Below are 18,955 nucleotides of genomic sequence, written 5' to 3' on the forward strand. Positions count from 1 at the left end.
TGGCAAAAAGCGCGGAGAGATCACATGGAAGTTTTGTTCAAAGCACTAATTATTGCAGCGGTTTTAACTTACATAACCTATCTCATGCGTCAAAAATTCTCTTTAAAGCAACAAGTCGCCCAAGCCATGCGCGAAGGTGGCACACAGCACTACCCCAGTTGGTTGAGCGATATCGACAAGCGCAAACGCTTCGGTGACGAGTTAATTGCAGCCACTAACTTACGTGATATCCCTAGATTCTTTACCGAGACCCTACTAGCCACCGAAGCCAGTTTGGATAAGTTGCTAGCCACTGCCGGTATCGTTGAGCGCACTGGCGCTTCGTTTGAAGAGCAACACAAAGTGGTTTTAGACCAAGTTATCTTATTCTGGGAAAGCTTAAGAGACGAAGATAAAGGCCGGTTTCGATAAAAGTGGCATCGCCTCAGTACCAGCTGTAGTAGATGTAAAAAAGCGACCGATTGGGTCGCTTTTTGAGTATTAATTGAGGTTGAGTGATTACACCTCGTTATCGTTAAGAATCTGACCCGTGCCGCCGCCGGCGGGCTGAGCATCTCTTGGTGCCTTAACAATCAGGTTTGGTGTCGTAATACTCTCAGGTGGCAGCGGTGCCATGTGTGAGTCGCCTTCACCGTACTTCTCTACCAAGGCGGTCATAGTATCAAAGTCCAACACTCGCATTGGACAAGCTTCGACACAGATGGTGTTTTTGCCTTCCTCTAATCGGTCTGAGCAGCCATCGCATTTAGTCATCACTTTACGATCGTTATCAATTTGCGGAGCGTCATATGGGCACGCCCTTGCACAAGCCTCACAGGCGATACACAAGTTTTCGGTTATCTGCACAATGCCATCGCCAGTGCGCTTAAACATAGCCCCTGTAGGACAGGCCTTAACGCAAACCGGATCGCTACAATGGTTGCAACCGATGGATGAATAGTAAGCGAAAACGTTTTGAGCAAAGGTGCCATCGTTGCTCTCGGTCACCGAGCCGCCGCCGTATTCGTACACGCGACGCCAAGTGACTCCAAGAGGTAAGTCTTTGCGGTCTTTACAGGCAACGTGACAAGCTTTGCAGCCGGTGCATTTAGTGGCGTCGACATAGAAGCCGTATTGTTCGTCTTTAATCATTACTCATCACTCCATTAAGCCCTGGTTATCTCAACTAAGTTGGTGTGTTGAGGATTTGCTTTACCCACTGGAGTCGGTCGATACAGAGTAATGGTATTGACTGCGCCACCTTTGTCGATGGGTTTGCCGTTGCGGCTATCTACCGGGCCATTGCGTAAGAACCAAGCACCTTGCCCTAGAGCTGTTACCCCAGGTGCAATTCGAGGCGTTACCCGTACCGGTACTTCGATAGTGCCCCTATCGTTGTACACATGAACCTTGTCACCCGACGAGAGTCCTCTGGCACCGGCATCCACCGGATTCATCCACACCGCATCTTCGGCGGCCTCACGTAACCAACCGACGTTGTGATAACTGGAGTGCGTGCGTCCTTTAGTGTGATAGCCAACGAGTAGCAGAGGATATTTTTCTCTGGTCTCGGTATCTTCGTAATGATCCCAAGTCACCTGATATTTGGGAATTGGGTCGATAGTGTTGCCCAGAATGGAGGTATCCAAAGTCCACTCAGCCGCGTATTTGGCCCACTTAGTGGAGTAGATTTCTAACTTGCCCGATAGAGTACCGAAGGGCTTGTTATTGTTGATGTTGTCAGCAAAGGCAATGGTGCCGGAGTCGCCCCACTTCTTAAACAAGCCAATTTTTTGAGCTTCGACATAAGAGTCGGGAAATGCCGGTTGAGTACCCGCATTTCGTGCATTCGATTTGGTAGCCTGATAAAGCTCTTCTAGCCAAGCTGCCTCGTCTTTGCCCTCGGTATACTGCCCCTCAAAGCCCGCTTTCGCGGCAAATAAGCGGCACATTTCGAACATAGAGCGACACTCCCACAAAGGGTCTATCGCCGCTGACATCATGGTCAGATTGCCCATCAACCCCGAGGCATAGCTGTCGTTGGCAAGGTCGTTGGACTCGAGCCAGCTAGTATCCGGCAATACCAGGTCTGCGTATCTTGCCGACGGTGTCATCCAGCAGTCGCAAACCATGATGAATTCGACTTTCGACTCATCTTGAAGCAACTCATGGGTCTTATTACAGTCGGAGTGCTGATTGATCAGAATGTTGCCGTTTATGCCCATCAGCATTTTTATGTTGGCACCCAGTTTGGTGTCCATGTCAGGCGTTCCACGCACACCATCGGCTCGTCCCGTCATCTCTGTACCGCGCTCAATCGCGTCAATCCAATTGTAGTGAGAAATGCTCTCGGTCACTGGGTTTGACCCCGAGGGTAATCCGGCTCTAAACATCTGAAATTGCGACGGTAAAGCGCCATTGTTGACCCCAGCCTGGCCAATTTTACCGGTCAGAATCGGTAGCATGTAGCAGGCGCGCATGGCTTGCTCGCCATTGGCGTGGCGGTTTACCCCAGCACCGGTAATAATGTACGGCGCTCGAGCGTTCATCACCTTCTGCGCAATGCTCTTAATACTGGTTTCGGGAATACCACATATCGGTGCGGCCTTGGCGGCCGTACGAGGGCCATCGGCGGCGAAGCGACCCACACCCATGATGTAGTCGTGGTAGTTGTTGTCTGAGTCTATGTACTTAACGTAATCCACTTTGGTGGCATCGCCGCTGTTTTCGAACTCAGTTTTCAGTGCCTCAAGCGAGGCCTTGTCATAGCCAACGGTCCACTTGTCGATAAAAGCTTTGGAGTTTTGCTCCACCCAACCGGAAGAAATCATTTCGTGGGCGATGGCTTCGATGAATATCGCGTCTGTACCGGGGCGAATTGGGTACCAGCTGTTCTCCTTGCCTAACATTGAATCCGTGTACCTTGGATCCACCATAATGACCTCAAGGCCATTGTTCTGTTCCAGTTGATTCAAGAAGTCGTAGCCTTCGCCCGAGCCACTTTGACGGATCTCACTCGGGTTATAGGCGATGGCTAGCATCAAGTCACTGTCTTTGAGGTTGGACAGGGCCGTGCCATTGGTTGAGCCGCCGCCCCAAGTCGCTGACGCCGCCTCATTTTGCTGAGCCCAAGAGTAGTTGCCGTAGTAGCGCAAATAACCGCCGTCTAGATTGAGCAGTCTCAACCAAGCGGAACGACTCGCAAAACCATAATAAGCGCCGGTGCCGTAGAGTGGGAAAATACTCTTGGGACCATATTCGTTCTTTATTCGTTGCCAATTCTCGACAAAAATCGCCGCCGCTTCGTCCCAGCTAATGGGTTCAAACTTGGCTTCGCCGCGCTTACCCACACGGCGCAATGGCGTTTTTAGCCTATCCGGCGCGTAAGTTCTTTGTTTGAGCGAACGACCACGAGCACAAGCTCGCGCTTGGTGGCTAACGCCGTACTCATCTTCGGTTTCCAGATCCGTCTCGATCCGTACCACATTGCCGTCTTGAGTAATCACCTTAATCGGACAATTGGAACCACAGTTCACCAAGCAAGCCGTCCAGTTAACGTTCTCCGGCGATGGCGGTGGCGTGACTGGTGGCGCCGGCTGCGGAGCTTTGGAGCTAGGACTACACGCTGTCACTGTAGCGGCACAGCCCATTGCCGCGCTCATTTTCAAAAAACTTCTACGTTTCATACAGAAAACCCTCTTGTATTCGGCATAAACTGTTCGCCCCTTTAGTCCAATAAATAGCTAACGGAGAACATAATCTGATGCGCGTTATAATTTCGATTCAGTCGTCCTAAAGTGGTCAAGCCTGCGACTTGGTTGACGTCCACCAATGCCGCATCCGTGCTGAAGTAACGCTCGTAGCGATACCTAACCCCAACCGCTACCGACTCAGAAACTCGATACTTGCCACGCACGTTAAAGCTGTGGTTGTGGGAGTTGTAATCGCCATAAGGTGTGCGAGCATCGGTTTGAACTTCGGTATCGCTAATCGACTCACCAAATAAGTAGTCCACTCCGACCGATAACCGGTTTTCCATCAGACCGGTATAGTTGGCCCCTGCGCCATAGTTGTGGAACTTGTCTTTGATGCTGGCTTGCCACAGCGGAAGACCAATGCTCTGCGAGCTACTTTGCAGGCTGTCGATGCGTTGTTGAGTCGCTAGTCCGTAAACGGTGAAGTTCGGCTGGATAACAAACGAAATGTTGGCATCCGCTCCAAAGTGCTTGGCTTCGTTCAAGCCGATGGCGGTATTCGGATAATCGTCTTTGGCGCCTCTTAGTTTCAGGTCCAGATTGACCCAATCGGTAGGAATGAAATTGAACTTAAGTTCAAGCGCTGTGCGATTGCGATCCGCTAAGTGATATTTTGTGGCGGCTAGGTTGCCGTCGATGAGCGTTTGCTCGGCTTCCAAAAACTGTGAGCCTTTGCGGCGAGCGTATGAACCGAGTAATTCCACTTTAAACTTGTCAACCGGGCGAGCGGTGAACTTACCCCACAAGGTTTGCTCGTCATTTTTCTCACGCTCGCTAAAGTTGCGTTTGATGTCTGAGCGTTTGTAGCCCACTTGAGCCTTGTAGCCGCGAGTGAAACGGTATACCCCGTCGAGCGCTATCTTTTGCCGACGTATGTCTCTGGGCATGTTAAACAATAGGCCGCCAGAGCCATCGGTCACAGGGTGTGGGAAGCCAAACACCGAACTTTTGTTTTTGTGGTCTTTGTAGTCAAAACGGCCACTGAGTCTGAACCTTGAGGTCAACATGGAGGTGACAGTTAATCCACCATCGATTACATCGACTCGTCCGTCCCAATTAACAATGGGGTTGCCTGGGGTTGGCATCAGGTCATCGTCTTGAAGCATACGGCCTACTTTGGCTCGTGCTGACAGATGGGTACGTCCCGCTAAATACTGCCCACTCAAACTGACATGATGAGCGCGGTTATCTGGGCTTGGTGCGTGAACGTAAGGCAGGAAAGGAAGACTTAGGCTTTTAATTCGGTTCTTAAACTGGCTACCGTAATACTTGAGTTCAGCCGACCATTGGCGACCAAAAAAATCGATGCCCAACTGCCCTTTGGTGTGACGCTGGTCCACTGGCAAACCAAAATTAACCGGTCTTGGGTACACTAAGCTGTTGCGCTTGTATCCCTGCTTTTGCTCTCCATTGATATCGCCAAACACTCGATAGAACCTACCGGTGAACTCGCCCGCTAGCCCCACCGCTTGACGTTGTTGCGATAGCTCAATGTTGTAGGGCTGCTCGACAGGCGTCAGTTGGCCGTTGGCGTAAGACAATTGGGAAGTGGCTTTGCCGCTGTCGTACTTAGTCAACAATCGATAATCCAGTTCCACCTTGGCCCTGCCTGGCTTGCCAATGGATAATTTGGCAAAACTGTTGTCAAAGCCTATTTCGTGGGCTTGCACCTTGGTTTCTAAGCCAGATTCGCTGAGGTGATCGGCATCCGCGTTTAAGTGCGCTACCGCCCCTTTGCGCTCGACGCCCAGTGCATTGGCACCGTGTAGCTCTCCCGGGTTGTTGTAACCCACAGCAACACCGACTTCACCACGAGCACCTTTCACCACGGTACAACGCTTGCACTCGTAGGCTTCTGGGTTCCAGTTTTGGGTATTGGCCTTGCCCACCCCAAAATCTGCGGCCGCCAGACTGGTACTCGCTATCACTGCCCCAAGGGAAAGTGAACGGGTTAAGAGTTTACTAGACATACGACTCTCTCCTACTAGCGTTGCAGCTTGGCACCGACAGGATGGTTTGACCCGTGAACCTGACTGTGACAATTCATACAGCTTTGGCCTGCACCAAAGGCATCCTGGTCCGCTCTCTGTACTACGCGATTAGCATGGCCGTCCTCGGCGTGACATTGCTGACACAACTGAGGCGCTCGGTAGTGAACCATATTCTCGTTAACACTGCCGTGGGGGTTGTGACAATTGACACAGCTCTCGGTGACCGGTTCGTGCTCCCACAAAAATGGTCCGCGTTTCTCGGCATGGCAGCTGTAACAAGTTTGATTGACATCCGACTTAACCAAGGCGTGTTCGCTGGGCGAACCATGGGGGGAGTGGCAGTCGATACAAGTCATGCGATTCCACTTGAGCGGGTGTGAGGAGCGCATGTTCATCATGGATTTCTGCTCGGTGTGGCAACCGGTGCAGGTATCGTTAATGGTCAGTTGGTTTTGAGTGGGGTCGTGTTTGGCGTGTACTTCATGGCACTCAGCACAGGTGACCTCTTCCACGTTGTGAATGCTCGCGTGCCATGATTGCTGGCGACTGTCGGTATGACAGCCCAGACACACTGAATTTTGGCTCTCTGCGGATAATTTGGAGTCGGGGCCAAAGGCAATCATAGGCTCTTTGCCACCGCGATTGTGTTTGCCCATTGGTCCGTGACAGGCTTCGCACTGTAAACCAGCCATTGGTGAGCCGGGCTGATTGCTACGACCGTGGACCCCGTCAAACAAGGCCATGACTTTGGCGTCTTTGCGATGGCAAGTGAGGCAGTTATCCGCCCCTTTTTTGGAGTACTCGCCCTTTTCAAACTTTTCGACGAGCTGACGCTCGAGCTCTTCTTCGGAGAGTTCATCCCAGGCGGCAACACTTGCGAGAGACAGGCAGAGCGTGACAGAAAGCGTGAGAAGCTGGAATATTCGCTTAGTCATCATCATCATCGAATTGCTTATTTTTTGAATAGTATTAAAAACTAGTTCAAAGCTGGGGATACTCAAGATGGAGTAGTGACAAAACCCCCAAAAAAAACGAGTGATTTTTTCGAGTTTTGGTCAAAGCGTTTTTCAAACAATTGCTTAGTTGTACTGGCGAGGGTTGATATTTTTCGTGGCTAATTGAGCATTTTTGTGAACTTGATCAAGCTTTACGAGCTGTTGAGGGAGTTAAAACTTGCCCATATTTCTGGCCTTAACCTGCTCTCGACGTTCCACCGTTGAAAGGTGTTTACCAACCTCTACCAACTTGTCTCGCTTGTCGATAGCCGCTTGAGAAAGCTCACTGGCGTATGCATCCTGTTGAAATTCCTGGCACAAGAGTTGGCACAGTTTGAGAATAATTTTCTCTGGGTGCGACAACTCTTTTTTCTGTGCGAACTTAACTGCAAGCAACTGAAAGCACTCAAACAAGACCTCTACGGATTGCTCTGTGGACAGGCCTTCTCCAACCACCAGTAATTCGCTGCGAAATCCGACTAAGCCCGCAATGATATGGCTAGTAGTAGCCCTATCTGTGCCTCCCGAAAACAAGGAGTCTAGGCAGCTAAACTGTTGCATGTACTCTGTCCAAGTTTCAGCGAATTCAGCTTTGAGCATTTGTAGCTTGACGCTATTCACTACCGTCATGGGGCACCCTTCAGTTTGTTAGCGATGTGAACATTAGCGATATAGCAGCTTTTTCCAAGGAACCACTTGTAGGTGATTGGATAAGGTCGATAGTAGGTCACTGCCCAAAAAGCCCATACCCTTGTAGTAGTCACTGTCGCAATGTTCCTGTATCCCCTCAAAAAACCTGTGTACCCAAGGCATCAGGTGCTGTTGCAAGAGTATGGTGAGTGCGTCTGCTGCCATCTTGTTTTCCGGATCGCGACCAAGCTCTCCGAGCAACTGATCAATCACAGCAAAGAATAAGGCAATGTGGTCCGCAGGCTGATTAAAGCTAAGGTCGAACTCCACTTGGTATTGACGATAGAAGGACTCAAGTTCGAGCGTTGAGGTGTCATTGAGCATTTGTTGCTCACCCAAGTACAAAGAGCCCCACGGCATGACCTTGGGCTCGCCTGGCGTAAAAAACGAATAGCCGTATTCGATTTTCAGCTGCTGCAGTTGACTCTCATCCCACTGTTCAAGAAAGCTCCCAAGTAAAGCAACTCCCTGCTGGTACTCGTTTGAACCGGATAAATCTGGCCAGTTCTGAGCCGCTTGGTTTTGTTTTAGGGTCTCCACAAAGGACAGCTCAGGATAATAGAGAAACACATTGTGTAGCACGCGCGCCGCGCCTTGCGCCGCGCAATAGTCAAAATTGTTCGAGTCGGTCATCTGCGTTCCGTATTAAGTGACTAAATTATTGGCCAACAATAAGCGGACGTAAGCAATAGAGTATGTATAGAAACTCTCCTCTCTCGCGCGCTTCAACCCCGTTCATTTCAAAAGCCTTCATCATGTCGTCAATCATCGACATGTATTCGATATCGTCAATATTCATGGCTTCGTGAGCACTGCGCATGTCCTTGCCATGATAGTTTTGCGGCCCTCCTGTTCCTTGCATTAAGAAGGTCGACAGGCCTTCTTTTAGCTTCTCTGGCTTACAGCCTGCATATCGGTCTTTGATCTTGGGGTTGACTAGGTGTAGGTCGATAATATCGCTGCTTATTTTGCGCATTCCATCTTCGCCACCAAGTCGGTCAAACAAGGGCTCGGTAATCATTGTTTTCACTCTTTCTGCAGAAGGTTTCGATAATCAGTGTAGGACAAAGCTCGCTAAGGCAATCTGATATTTGGTTTTAAAAATAGACTGTTACTAAACAGCAACTAAAAAAGATGCTGTTTCGGCAGGAAAAATGCTACAGCGCTGAAGTACCTCAAAGCGCCAACCAATTTCCATGATTTGAGCTCCTGCTGCTTTGACGCAGCGCAGTTATGCAACTAAACCCTTATAAGTGGCTGTATTTGTCCCAGCGCTGTCAGAAGCGCTGTCTGCCGCTCGATAACAAGATAATTCAGTAGTAAGGAAGGCATAATGTTTAAACTCAATCTCACGGCCGCTGGGGTGCTGTTGTCCCTTGGCGCCTTCTCGCCAGCGCAAGCCGAACAAGCCAACACCTTTACCGAAAGCATATCCAAAGGCAAAGCCTCGCTAGACGTGCGTCTTCGCTACGAGGGTGTCAATCAAGACAATGATCTCAAAGATGCCAACGCCGTAACGGTTCGCACCTTGCTTGGCTATACCACAGCAGACTTTTATGGCTTTAGTGCCATGGTCGAACTCGAAGACTCACGCCCGGTGGCCGGGCTCAACAAGTACAACGATGGCCTCGGCAGTCGACCAGACTATTCGGTTATTGCCGATCCTAAGACCACAGAGGTCGACCAGGCCTTTGTGCAGTACCGCCACAAGATTTTCAATGCCAAACTGGGTCGTCAGGTACTTGCTATCGATAACCAACGTTTTGTCGGTCACGTTGGCTGGCGTCAAGACCGCCAAACCTTCGATGCCATTAGCGTAGGACTCACGCCCATCGAAAACTTGAGCGCCAGTTATTCCTACGTGGGCAAGCGCAATCGCATTTTCGCCCAAGAACGAGATGTGGACTCGAAAGACCACTTGTTCAACCTTGGCTACAACAGCCCTATCGGTAAGATCTCTGGTTATGGATACCTGTTGGAAGTGGATAACCGAACTAAGAACAGTTTGGATTCCTACGGTATCCGCTTAGACGGCAATCGCGACGTAAACGCTGTGGGTCTGGGCTACCAGCTTGAATATGCACGCCAGCGCTCGGTAAGCCCTACTGCTACCTTCAACGCCAACTACATGCTGGCCGAGTTGAAAGTGAGCTTTAAACCTGTGGCTGTTCATGTGGGTTTTGAATCGCTTGGCTCGGATAAAGGCGAATATGGATTCTCGACCCCACTCGCCACTTTGCACAAATTCAACGGCTGGGCCGACCAATTCTTGACCACTCCAAAGCAAGGCCTTCGCGATATTTACGCCGGCTTAGGCGGCAACATAGTGGGCTTGAATTGGGCCGCGATTTATCACAACTTCAGCGCCGACAAGAGCACGGATGGTGTTAAGAACCTAGGTAACGAGATCGACTTACAGCTCACCCGACAGTTCAACGACATCTTCTCTGGAGGGATTAAGTTCGCAGCCTACCGCGCCGGTGACGCGGCCGCTGGCAAGGTCAATACCAACAAGGTTTGGGTGTGGACCAGCGTGTCTTTCTAGCCCCTGAATTGCAGCGTCAAATATCGCTAGCCCTAGTGATGCAGGCTTAAAATAAACAGGCACAAAAAAAACGCAGCTCAATGAGCTGCGTTTTCTAATTGGTGCGATTGGAGGGACTTGAACCCTCACGGCCATAGGCCACCACCCCCTCAAGATGGCGTGTCTACCAATTCCACCACAATCGCAAATTTGTTCGAGGCTTACTCTGGGATTGTCTCTTCCGCAGGCTTAGCAGGCTCAACTGGCTCTTCTACTGCGGTGCCAGGCTGGCTAAGGTCTTGCCAAGCTTCGTCGTCAGACTTGGTGTTGGCGCTCATGCGGCCAATCAGCAAGCTCAATACGAAAAAGGTAATCGCCATAATAGAAGTTGCACGGGTCAAAAAGTTACCCGAACCACTTGAACCAAATAGGGTGCCCGACGCGCCGGCGCCGAAAGAAGCGCCCATGTCGGCGCCTTTACCTTGCTGGATCAAAACCAGGCCAATCAGAGCCAAGGCGACCAACAAATAACAAACAATCAGGACTTCATACATTTTATTTAGCACTCACTGCCAATTGGCATAATTTAATAAACTTGTCGGCTACCAAGCTGGCGCCGCCAATTAGGCCACCGTCGACATCCGCTTGAGCAAATAGCTCGTCTGCGTTGTCTGGAGTCACGCTGCCGCCATACAAAATTCGCACGGTATCGGCGTCGACGTCGCCGATCTTGGCCAGATGGCCGCGAATAAAGGCGTGCACTTCTTGCGCTTGCTCCGGAGTGGCACTCTTACCTGTTCCGATAGCCCACAAAGGCTCGTAGGCGATGATAGCATTATCAAACGCCTGCTTCCCATTGCATTCGATCACTTTTTCCAGATCTTGTGCAATGACTTCGAAAGTTTTACCAGCTTCGCGCTCGTCTTCTGACTCACCTGTACACAGGATTGGAGTCAGGCCGTTGGCTTTTGCCTGAGCGAACTTTTCAGCCACTAGCTCAGGGGTATCGCCATACATAGCGCGACGCTCAGAGTGACCCAAAATCACATACTCACAGCCTGCGGCTTTTAGCATGCTAGCGGCAATCTCGCCGGTGTGCGCGCCTTTCTCAAGTGCGCTGGCGTTTTGACCACCAATGCCCAGCTCAACAGCGCTCAATCGCTCGCGGTTTTGCTCAAGCTTTTTGCTTAGGTCACTTAAGAAGACGGCCGGTGGGCAAAGCACCACTTCGACTGCATCGCTGTTCAGTTCGGTTGCAAATTTTTCAACCAATTGATCGGCTAACTCAAGATGGCCATTCATCTTCCAGTTACCGGCAACAACAGGACGTCTTGACGTCATAAGGCCTCTCCTATTTAAGCGGCGGGAATCATAACCAACCTGAACGCCAGATACAAGCGTTCAGGAGGTAAAGGGTTGGAGTCTGGCGTTTTTTTAAACGGGCTTAGCTAACTTCGTTAACCGCGGCTGCGATGCGCTCGGCACAGGTTTGCACCTGACTGCGATCATCACCTTCAACCATTACGCGGATCAGCGGCTCAGTACCGGATTTGCGCAATAATACGCGACCACGCTTACCAAGCTCTGCATCGACCGATTCGGCCTCTTTAGTCACTGCCGGATTCTTCAGTGGATCGTCGCCCTCTTGGTAGCGAACGTTGATCAGCACCTGCGGCAGCATCTTCATGCCTTTGGCGTATTCGTGCAGCGAGGTGTTGTTACGCTGTATTGCTGCGAGTACCAGGGCGGCGGCTACCGTTGCATCACCGGTAGTAGCGTGGTCTAGGTCAAGAATGTGACCGGAATTTTCACCGCCGATGTGCCAGTCATTGGCTTTGAGCTTTTCCATCACGTAGCGATCGCCGACTTTGGCTCGCTCAAACGGAATCCCCATGTCTTCAAAGGCCAACTCAAGTCCCAAGTTACTCATTTGAGTACCGACAACACCACCGCGCAGGGTACCGTGGGTTTGGCCGTCTTTGGCCAGCATGTACAGGATTTGGTCGCCATCGATGACGTTGCCAAAGTGGTCCACCATCATTAGACGATCGCCGTCACCATCTAGGGCGATACCTAGGTCGGCTTGCTCGCGCACCACGGCTTCGCAAATGTTTTTCATGCTCGTCGCGCCGTAACCATTGTTGATGTTGATGCCATCAGGCTCAGCACCAATCGCAATCACTTCGGCACCCAGCTCTTTAAATACGCGCGGGGCAATGTGGTAGGTGGCGCCATGAGCACAATCCACCACGATTTTTAGACCGTCTAGAGTCATGTTCAGCGGGAAGTGGCTCTTGCAGTGCTCGATGTAGCGACCAGCGGCATCGTCGATACGCTTTACTTTACCTAGCTTGGCTGACTCAACGCAGCGCAGCGGCTTTTCAAGCTCGGCTTCAATGGCCCGCTCTATTTCGTCGCCCAGTTTAGAGCCATCGCTTGAGAAGAACTTAATACCGTTGTCGTAGTAAGGGTTGTGCGAGGCACTGATAACAATACCGGCTTCAGCGCGGAAGGTACGGGTCAAATAGGCCACCGCTGGGGTTGGCATAGGACCGAGCAGGCGTACGTTTAGGCCTGCCGCTGAAAGGCCGGCTTCTAGGGCGCTTTCAAACAAGTAACCAGAGATGCGGGTGTCCTTCCCGACGATGACCTTGTTGGTGCCTCGACGCGCCAATACGCGACCGGCGGCCCAACCTAGCTTTAACACCAATTCTGGGGTCAGCTTACCTTCGCCAACCTTGCCGCGAATGCCATCGGTTCCAAAAAATTTACGTTGTGTCACTGTGTACTCGTTTCCAGATTTAATCTTGCAATGATTCAGGGTGGCGGCAGGCTTGCCAGACTTTGACGGCGTCCACGGTGGCTTGCACATCGTGAACCCTAAGTATGCTGGCGCCCCGCTCTAGGGCGAACAGTGCCGCTGCCAGACTGCCGGCCAAACGTTGACTGACAGGCCGGTCTAATAAGTTGCCTATCATACTCTTGCGCGAGGCACCGACCAAGAGTGGCAGCCCAAATTTGCTCAATTTTTGCAATTCTGCCATCAACTGATAATTGTGCGCTAACGTTTTTCCAAAGCCAAAACCTGGGTCTAAAACCAACTTTTCTTTAGGGATCCCAGCTTCCAGACAGGCGATGATCCGCTTTTCAAAAAAGTCGGAAATATCGCCAATTAGGTCGGTGTAATGCGGTGCGCTTTGCATGGTGCGTGGCTGACCTTGCATGTGCATCAGGCACACAGGCGCTCCAGTGGCAGCTGCCGCTCGAAGCGCGCCTTCACGGCGCAAGGCGTACACATCGTTAATGATATCGCCACCGGCTTCAATGGCGGCAGTCATTACCTCAGGCTTGGAGGTATCCACCGAAATTAGGGTGGAGGTGTCGTATTGGCGTATGGCACTGATGACCGGTACCACTCGCTCTAGCTCGTCTTTCACGCTGACCTCAGCCGCGCCAGGTCGAGTCGACTCACCGCCGATATCGATAATGCTGGCACCCTGCTCTACCATGGCTAATGCTTGTTCCACCGCGTTTTGCAGATGATTGAACTGGCCGCCGTCGGAGAAGGAATCAGGGGTAGTGTTGAGAATACCCATCACCTGAACTTGGGTGAGATCCAGACTTCCGCGGTCGCAATCAAGGCTTGTTTTCATCATTTCAGACTCATTTTCAGAGGGTTAGCGTGCCGACTCGGCACCTTACTGCCAATGTTCTATATTGTAAACTAGGTGGACAAAATTGCCCTTTGAGTTTGGTTTACTCGAGATTTACTCGGCTTGACTTAAGTTTACATTTGCCCTGATACACTGGCCTTAAGTCAATCGAAGGAGTGAGTAGTATGACAGCAGTACAGAAAAGTTGGCTTTGGATGACGAGCTTGTGGTTGGCGCTAGCCTTAGTGGTGGGCTCAATGGCCGCACCGGTGAAAGCCGCTGGCATTAGCGGCAGCTTTCACGCCTATAAGGGCTATGTCTCTCATCTGCCCCACGGCCACTATCACTACATGTATGGCGGCCATCACTACTGGATTCACCATGGCATCTTTTATCATTCTGACGCCTTTGGCTACAAAGAAGTAAAAGCGCCCATTGGTGCGACTATTCGCGCCTTGCCTATTGGCTACACTCAATGGAATGTGCGCGGTAAGACCTACTATTCGGCTAACGGTAACTTTTATCGCTACATGCCGCGCAAAGGCGCTTATAAGGTGATTGCGCGTCCCAAGGGTATCGTAGGTGTTTAGCCACGGTAACTGATAACCAGCGAGCCATAGCCACGAAACGGCTTCTTGTCCGGCGTGTAGTCGCGTCGATAGCCGTGTACTCCGGTATCTAGACTCCACGCGCCCCACTGTAAGCGAACCCCTAATACGCCATGGGCGCGCCAGTGTTCCACATAGGTGCGATTGTCATGGTCTACCTCGCCCTCAATGCTCAAGTCATTGAAGCGATAACCACCGTCCAAGCGAAGATAAGCATGCCAGCGAAACTCTGGCGCAGGTGCAATGCGTGAGTGCTGGCCGTAATGGCGAGACTGACGGCCAAAGCTGGTAGCCAGTTGCTCACCGAGACGCAAGCTAAGCCCACCGAGTAACTCGCTTCTAAGCGTTCCCGCTTGCAGGTAACCAAAGCCTGAGGCCTCCCATTCAAGCCCACCGATAGGAGCGCGTTTTATCAGGCCATCCACTTCGTAGGCCAACTGTAAGGTGCCTTGGTTTTTGATTTGGTGATGCCAACCCAATGGTGTATCCGAGCCGGTCCACTTGTGTACTTTCTTTTGCACTGAGTCGGCTTGAGACATAGGTCCAGTAACCCCTACGCTTACCCAATTCTTATGAACCCAGTGTTCTGAATAGTTAGCGGCATGAGATTCGATGCCTAGCCAGCCCGCATAAGGTCGAGCATAGGGTTGTGGGCGTGAGTATTCGATAACCGGTGGAGTCCAGATAAGTTGGTGCAAGCGCCAGCCGGTTTGCCAGTTGTTTGAGTCTTGGGTAGGGACTAAAAAGTGGGTTTGCCAAGCGTTGGCTTTACTCAGCTGTGCGCGGTCGGTTTGCTCGGCGCTGGTCCAGCCGAGGCTGATACCGGAGGTGTAATCGCCATCGCCGCCAAAAACGATGTCGTTTTCTGTATTCAAATACCAGGTAGATGCCTCGTTGGCATTATTAGCAAACGACACTGACCAAACTAGTAATGCCCATCCGATGCCTCTCAAGTCTGCTGACATAACCTACCTCTTTACTCGGATATTAACTCCAAGGTAGCGCCATAACGACTCAGACAAAACTTAACAACTTGGTTACATTTGATTTTTGTCAATGTGAGCTTAATTTAGATTTTGCTTATCTTTTGGCAGTGGTGGTCAGATTGTGTCCAGCGCAGCGGAAGTATAATGCTCGCAGTTCCCCGACTGATTTAGAGAGTACGACTATGAAATACATGATGACCGTTGAAACCACAGCCCATGACACCGGCTGGATTGAAGCCTACCTAGAAAATGTGCCAGGCATGCTTGAAGAGTTTGGTGGTCGCTACTTGGTAAGCACAGCTCACTCAGAAATTATGGAAGGCGAAGGTGAAGCCCCTCATTCCTACGTGATTGTTGAGTTTGAAAGCAAAGAGCAAGCCTACGCTTTCTACAACGGCCAAGAGTACTCGCCGTACAAAGCCGCTCGTATCGCTGGCTCGACTTGTCGTGTGCACATGATGCCGTTGCGTGTAGAGGCGGATGCGTAAGGGCTCGCCCGCTTGTCAATCACCCCTTCCACGCTTGTCATTCCCAAGCACCCGCGCTTGTCATTCCCTTGAAAAAGGGAATCCATCGAGCCGCAAATACCAGAAAGCCTCGCTAATGCGAGGCTTTTGCTAGTGGCTAGATTCCCGCCTCCGCGGGAATGACAGAGCTTTCGGAGCGCCTACTTCACCGGCGCTTGGTCCGGCTCGCCAGGCTCATCGCCCTTAGACGCCGCTTGCCCTTCGGCGCTGATATCCGCTTTGACTTCCTCTTCAACCACTTCTGGCTGGCCTGAGTTCTTGTCGTTGCTGTCATCGGCGTCGGTCCAATCTGCTGGCGGACGCGGCTCTTTACGGGCCATCAAGTCGTCAATCTGAGCGGCATCGATGGTTTCGTACTTCATCAGCGCGTCTTTCATCGAATGCAGAATGTCCATGTTGTCTTTCAGGATCTGCTCGGCGCGATCGTAGTTGGCATCGATAAGCTGCTTGATTTCTTGGTCAATCAAACGCGCGGTGTCATCGGACATGTGCGAGGCTTTGGCCATAGAGCGACCCAAGAAGACTTCACCGTCTTCTTCGGCGTACAACATAGGCCCTAGTTTCTCAGACAGACCCCATTGGGTTACCATCTTTCGGGCAATATCAGTTGCGCGTTCAATGTCGTTAGAAGCACCCGTGGTAACTTTCTCGCGACCAAAGATAATCTCTTCGGCGATACGCCCACCAAACAAGCTAGAAATCATGCTCTCTAGGTGCTGCTTAGAGTGGCTAACACGGTCTTGCTCTGGCAAGTACATGGTCACACCCAAGGCGCGCCCACGTGGAATGATAGACACTTTGTAGACAGGGTCGTGCTCAGGCACCATGCGACCAACGATCGCGTGGCCCGCCTCGTGATAGGCGGTCATTTCTTTCTCGGACTCGCTCATCACCATAGAGCGGCGCTCAGCACCCATCATGATTTTATCTTTGGCTTTCTCAAACTCTTCCATGCCGACTAGGCGCTTAGAGTTACGCGCGGCAAACAAGGCAGCTTCGTTGACCAAGTTGGCCAAGTCAGCACCAGAGAAACCAGGAGTACCACGAGCAATCAGGCTGGCCTTCACATCATCAGCGATTGGCACTTTGCGCATGTGTACTTTAAGAATTTGCTCGCGACCGCGAACGTCTGGCAAGCCAACCACAACCTGACGGTCGAAACGACCAGGACGCAGAAGCGCTGGGTCGAGTACGTCTGGACGGTTAGTTGCCGCAATTACGATGATACCTTCGTTGCCGTCAAAGCCGTCCATTTCAACCAGCATTTGGTTCAAGGTTTGCTCGCGCTCGTCGTGACCACCGCCAAGACCAGCACCACGCTGACGACCTACCGCATCGATTTCATCGATGAAGATAATACAAGGGGCTGACTTTTTGGCTTGCTCGAACATATCACGCACACGCGATGCACCCACACCCACGAACATTTCAACAAAGTCAGAACCTGAAATGGTAAAGAAAGGTACTTTGGCTTCACCGGCAATCGCTTTTGCCAGCAAAGTTTTACCCGTACCCGGAGGACCTACCATCAACACACCGGTTGGAATGCGTCCGCCCAGTTTCTGGAACTTGGTGGGGTCGCGCAGGTAGTCCACCAGTTCGCCAACTTCTTCTTTGGCTTCATCACAGCCAGCCACGTCAGCGAACGTAGTTTTGATTTGGTCTTCACCCATCAGGCGCGCTTTGGACTTACCAAAGGACATGGCGCCTTTGCCGCCACCGCCTTGCATCTGACGCATGAAGAAGATCCACACGCCGATAAGCAACAGCATGGGGAACCATGAGATGAAGATTTGAGTTAGGAAACCCGACTCTTCTGGCACTTTACCTGTCACCGCCACGTTGGCGCGCTTGAGGTCATTGATTAAGTCCAGATCCGGAATAGGCATGACTGTGGTGAAGTTTTCACCACTGCGACGGGTACCCGTGATGGTGCGTTGATCTTCTTCGACCACCACACTAGTCACCTGACCCGATTCAACCGCGGCTAGGAACTGGGTGTAATCCATCTTTGTTCCTGTCGTGTTGTTTGGAGAATATCCGTTAAACACAGACATTAACACGACCGCAATCACTACCCATAAAATGAGATTTTTCGCCATATCGCTCAAAATTTACAGACCTCTATTTAGTCCTTAAGGCTCTAACCTAAAAGGTTACTACAACTTATATCCGGTAGCTACTACGAACACTTCGCGTGAACGCGCTCTTGAGCTGTCGGGCTTGCGGGTTTTCACCACTTTAAAAGCCTTACGGATGTCCTTCATGTACTGATCAAAGCCTTCTCCCTGAAATACTTTGACCGCAAAACTTCCATTTGGTGCCAGTACGCTGTGACACATGTCCAGTGCCAACTCCACCAAATACATGGCTCGCGGCTGATCCACAGCGCCGTTACCACTCATGTTTGGCGCCATATCGCTCAGCACCACATCAACCTTGTCATCGCCAACCCGCTCAAGCAGTGCGTTAAGCACCGACTCTTCGCGAAAGTCCCCTTGCAGAAAATCCACTCCGGCAATCGGGTCCATTGGCAAAATGTCACAGGCGATGACCTGACCGCTCTCGCCAACCAGCTTAGTTGCCAGTTGCGACCAACCACCAGGTGCCGCTCCTAGATCAACGACGGTCATGCCGTCTCGGATCAGCTTATCTTTGGCTTGAATTTCATCTAGCTTGAATACCGCGCGAGAACGTAGCCCTTGTTTTTGCGCTTCTTTCACGTATTTGTCGTCAAAATGCTCTTTGAGCCAACGTTTTGAGCTTACGCTGCGGTTTTTATTGCCCGACATGGGTCCCTACTTTATAAATAACAGTTCTACCGGAAAGGATATGGGGGTAAACTATCGCCCTTTCAACCCCCAATCCGCTAAAGTTGGACATTATGAATCTATCCAATAAACAAAAGCAGCACCTAAAAGGTTTGGCTCACAGCCTTAAGCCTGTCGTACTGCTAGGCGCCAACGGCCTAACCGAAGGCGTATTGGCCGAAATCAATCTGGCACTGGACCACCACGAGCTAATCAAGGTGAAAGTCGCCAGCGAAGACCGCGAAATGAAGGCAATGGTAATCGATGCCATTGTTCGCGAAACTTCAGCAGTTAAAGTACAGACCATAGGCCATATTTTGGTACTGTACCGTCAAAGCGAAGACGCTAAGATCGAATTGCCTCGCGCTTAAGCTGTTTGCACTGGTTTTTGTCGTTAGCGCAGCAAAAGCCTCAAGCACAGCAACAGCCGAAGCGAC

Annotated in this window: 19 protein-coding genes and 1 tRNA gene; 5 read left to right on the forward strand and 15 right to left on the reverse strand. The window is 51.2% G+C overall.

All coding sequences use genetic code 11. The features are described from left to right. Positions 1–24: 24 nt before the first annotated feature. Positions 25–411: a hypothetical protein gene (locus CLC93_RS02545; protein WP_095504360.1), complete on the forward strand. Its 387-nt coding sequence runs from the start codon at positions 25–27 to the stop codon at positions 409–411. An 87-nt stretch (positions 412–498) separates the two neighbouring features. Here CLC93_RS02545 and CLC93_RS02550 read toward each other — a convergent pair whose 3' ends face one another. The 7 genes from CLC93_RS02550 to CLC93_RS02580 all read right to left on the reverse strand — a co-directional run bounded on the left by CLC93_RS02550 (position 499) and on the right by CLC93_RS02580 (position 8,431). Next, a complete protein-coding gene (locus tag CLC93_RS02550) occupies positions 499–1,131 on the reverse strand; it encodes a DMSO/selenate family reductase complex B subunit (protein WP_095504361.1) in 633 nt (210 codons plus the stop codon). A gap of 14 nt (positions 1,132–1,145) precedes the next feature. Then, positions 1,146–3,665, reverse strand: a complete 2,520-nt coding sequence (locus CLC93_RS02555) for a DMSO/selenate family reductase complex A subunit (RefSeq protein WP_095504362.1) — start codon at positions 3,663–3,665, stop codon at positions 1,146–1,148. Positions 3,666–3,706: 41 nt separating this feature from the next. Then, the gene (locus tag CLC93_RS02560) at positions 3,707–5,704 is read right to left on the reverse strand and encodes an MtrB/PioB family decaheme-associated outer membrane protein (protein ID WP_095504363.1); all 1,998 of its coding nucleotides are present in this window, start codon (positions 5,702–5,704) and stop codon (positions 3,707–3,709) included. Between the two features lie 14 nt (positions 5,705–5,718). Then, positions 5,719–6,663, reverse strand: a complete 945-nt coding sequence (locus CLC93_RS02565; protein WP_425439833.1) for a DmsE family decaheme c-type cytochrome — start codon at positions 6,661–6,663, stop codon at positions 5,719–5,721. Between the two features lie 228 nt (positions 6,664–6,891). After that, positions 6,892–7,350, reverse strand: a complete 459-nt coding sequence (locus tag CLC93_RS02570) for a hypothetical protein (protein WP_095504364.1) — start codon at positions 7,348–7,350, stop codon at positions 6,892–6,894. 33 nt (positions 7,351–7,383) lie between these two features. Then, on the reverse strand, positions 7,384–8,043 hold the full coding sequence (locus CLC93_RS02575; protein WP_095504365.1) for a TorD/DmsD family molecular chaperone: 660 nt from the start codon (positions 8,041–8,043) through the stop codon (positions 7,384–7,386). Between the two features lie 25 nt (positions 8,044–8,068). Beyond that, entirely contained in the window at positions 8,069–8,431 is a 363-nt protein-coding gene (locus tag CLC93_RS02580) for a group I truncated hemoglobin (RefSeq protein WP_095504366.1), read from the reverse strand. 312 nt (positions 8,432–8,743) lie between these two features. Here CLC93_RS02580 and CLC93_RS02585 point away from each other — a divergent pair, with 312 nt between their 5' ends. Beyond that, positions 8,744–9,955 carry an alginate export family protein gene (locus tag CLC93_RS02585; protein ID WP_095504367.1) on the forward strand — a complete coding sequence of 404 codons (1,212 nt, stop codon included), beginning with the start codon at positions 8,744–8,746 and terminating at the stop codon, positions 9,953–9,955. Positions 9,956–10,054: 99 nt separating this feature from the next. Here CLC93_RS02585 and CLC93_RS02590 read toward each other — a convergent pair. The 5 genes from CLC93_RS02590 to folP form a co-directional block, all read right to left on the reverse strand. Beyond that, a tRNA-Leu gene (locus CLC93_RS02590) sits at positions 10,055–10,140 on the reverse strand. Positions 10,141–10,155: 15 nt separating this feature from the next. Then, a complete protein-coding gene (gene secG, locus CLC93_RS02595) occupies positions 10,156–10,488 on the reverse strand; it encodes a preprotein translocase subunit SecG (protein ID WP_095504368.1) in 333 nt (110 codons plus the stop codon). Between the two features lies 1 nt (position 10,489). Beyond that, positions 10,490–11,275, reverse strand: a complete 786-nt coding sequence (tpiA, locus tag CLC93_RS02600; protein WP_095504369.1) for a triose-phosphate isomerase — start codon at positions 11,273–11,275, stop codon at positions 10,490–10,492. Positions 11,276–11,378: 103 nt separating this feature from the next. After that, the gene (gene glmM, locus CLC93_RS02605; RefSeq protein WP_095504370.1) at positions 11,379–12,716 is read right to left on the reverse strand and encodes a phosphoglucosamine mutase; all 1,338 of its coding nucleotides are present in this window, start codon (positions 12,714–12,716) and stop codon (positions 11,379–11,381) included. A gap of 19 nt (positions 12,717–12,735) precedes the next feature. Beyond that, entirely contained in the window at positions 12,736–13,587 is an 852-nt protein-coding gene (folP, locus tag CLC93_RS02610; protein ID WP_095504539.1) for a dihydropteroate synthase, read from the reverse strand. A gap of 185 nt (positions 13,588–13,772) precedes the next feature. On the opposite strand from folP, the gene CLC93_RS02615 reads away from it, so the two are divergent. After that, entirely contained in the window at positions 13,773–14,177 is a 405-nt protein-coding gene (locus tag CLC93_RS02615) for a DUF6515 family protein (protein ID WP_095504371.1), read from the forward strand. Here CLC93_RS02615 and CLC93_RS02620 read toward each other — a convergent pair. Further along, on the reverse strand, positions 14,174–15,160 hold the full coding sequence (locus CLC93_RS02620) for a lipid A deacylase LpxR family protein (RefSeq protein ID WP_095504372.1): 987 nt from the start codon (positions 15,158–15,160) through the stop codon (positions 14,174–14,176). The two genes, CLC93_RS02615 and CLC93_RS02620, sit on opposite strands and share 4 nt — an antisense overlap. A 203-nt stretch (positions 15,161–15,363) precedes the next feature. Between CLC93_RS02620 and CLC93_RS02625 the strand changes: the two genes are divergently transcribed. Next, entirely contained in the window at positions 15,364–15,669 is a 306-nt protein-coding gene (locus tag CLC93_RS02625; RefSeq protein WP_095504373.1) for a DUF1330 domain-containing protein, read from the forward strand. A gap of 179 nt (positions 15,670–15,848) precedes the next feature. On the opposite strand, the gene ftsH is transcribed toward CLC93_RS02625, so the two are convergent. Together ftsH and rlmE are read right to left on the reverse strand one after the other, a co-directional pair. Then, entirely contained in the window at positions 15,849–17,819 is a 1,971-nt protein-coding gene (ftsH, locus tag CLC93_RS02630; protein WP_095504374.1) for an ATP-dependent zinc metalloprotease FtsH, read from the reverse strand. 48 nt (positions 17,820–17,867) lie between these two features. Continuing rightward, positions 17,868–18,500, reverse strand: coding sequence for a 23S rRNA (uridine(2552)-2'-O)-methyltransferase RlmE (gene rlmE / locus CLC93_RS02635; RefSeq protein WP_095504375.1), 633 nt, complete (start codon positions 18,498–18,500; stop codon positions 17,868–17,870). A gap of 92 nt (positions 18,501–18,592) precedes the next feature. Between rlmE and yhbY the strand changes: the two genes are divergently transcribed. Further along, on the forward strand, positions 18,593–18,889 hold the full coding sequence (gene yhbY / locus CLC93_RS02640; protein ID WP_095504376.1) for a ribosome assembly RNA-binding protein YhbY: 297 nt from the start codon (positions 18,593–18,595) through the stop codon (positions 18,887–18,889). Positions 18,890–18,955 lie beyond the last annotated feature (66 nt).

It is taken from the genome of Paraferrimonas sedimenticola (assembly GCF_002282855.1).
Taxonomy (GTDB): Bacteria; Pseudomonadota; Gammaproteobacteria; order Enterobacterales; family Shewanellaceae; genus Paraferrimonas; species Paraferrimonas sedimenticola.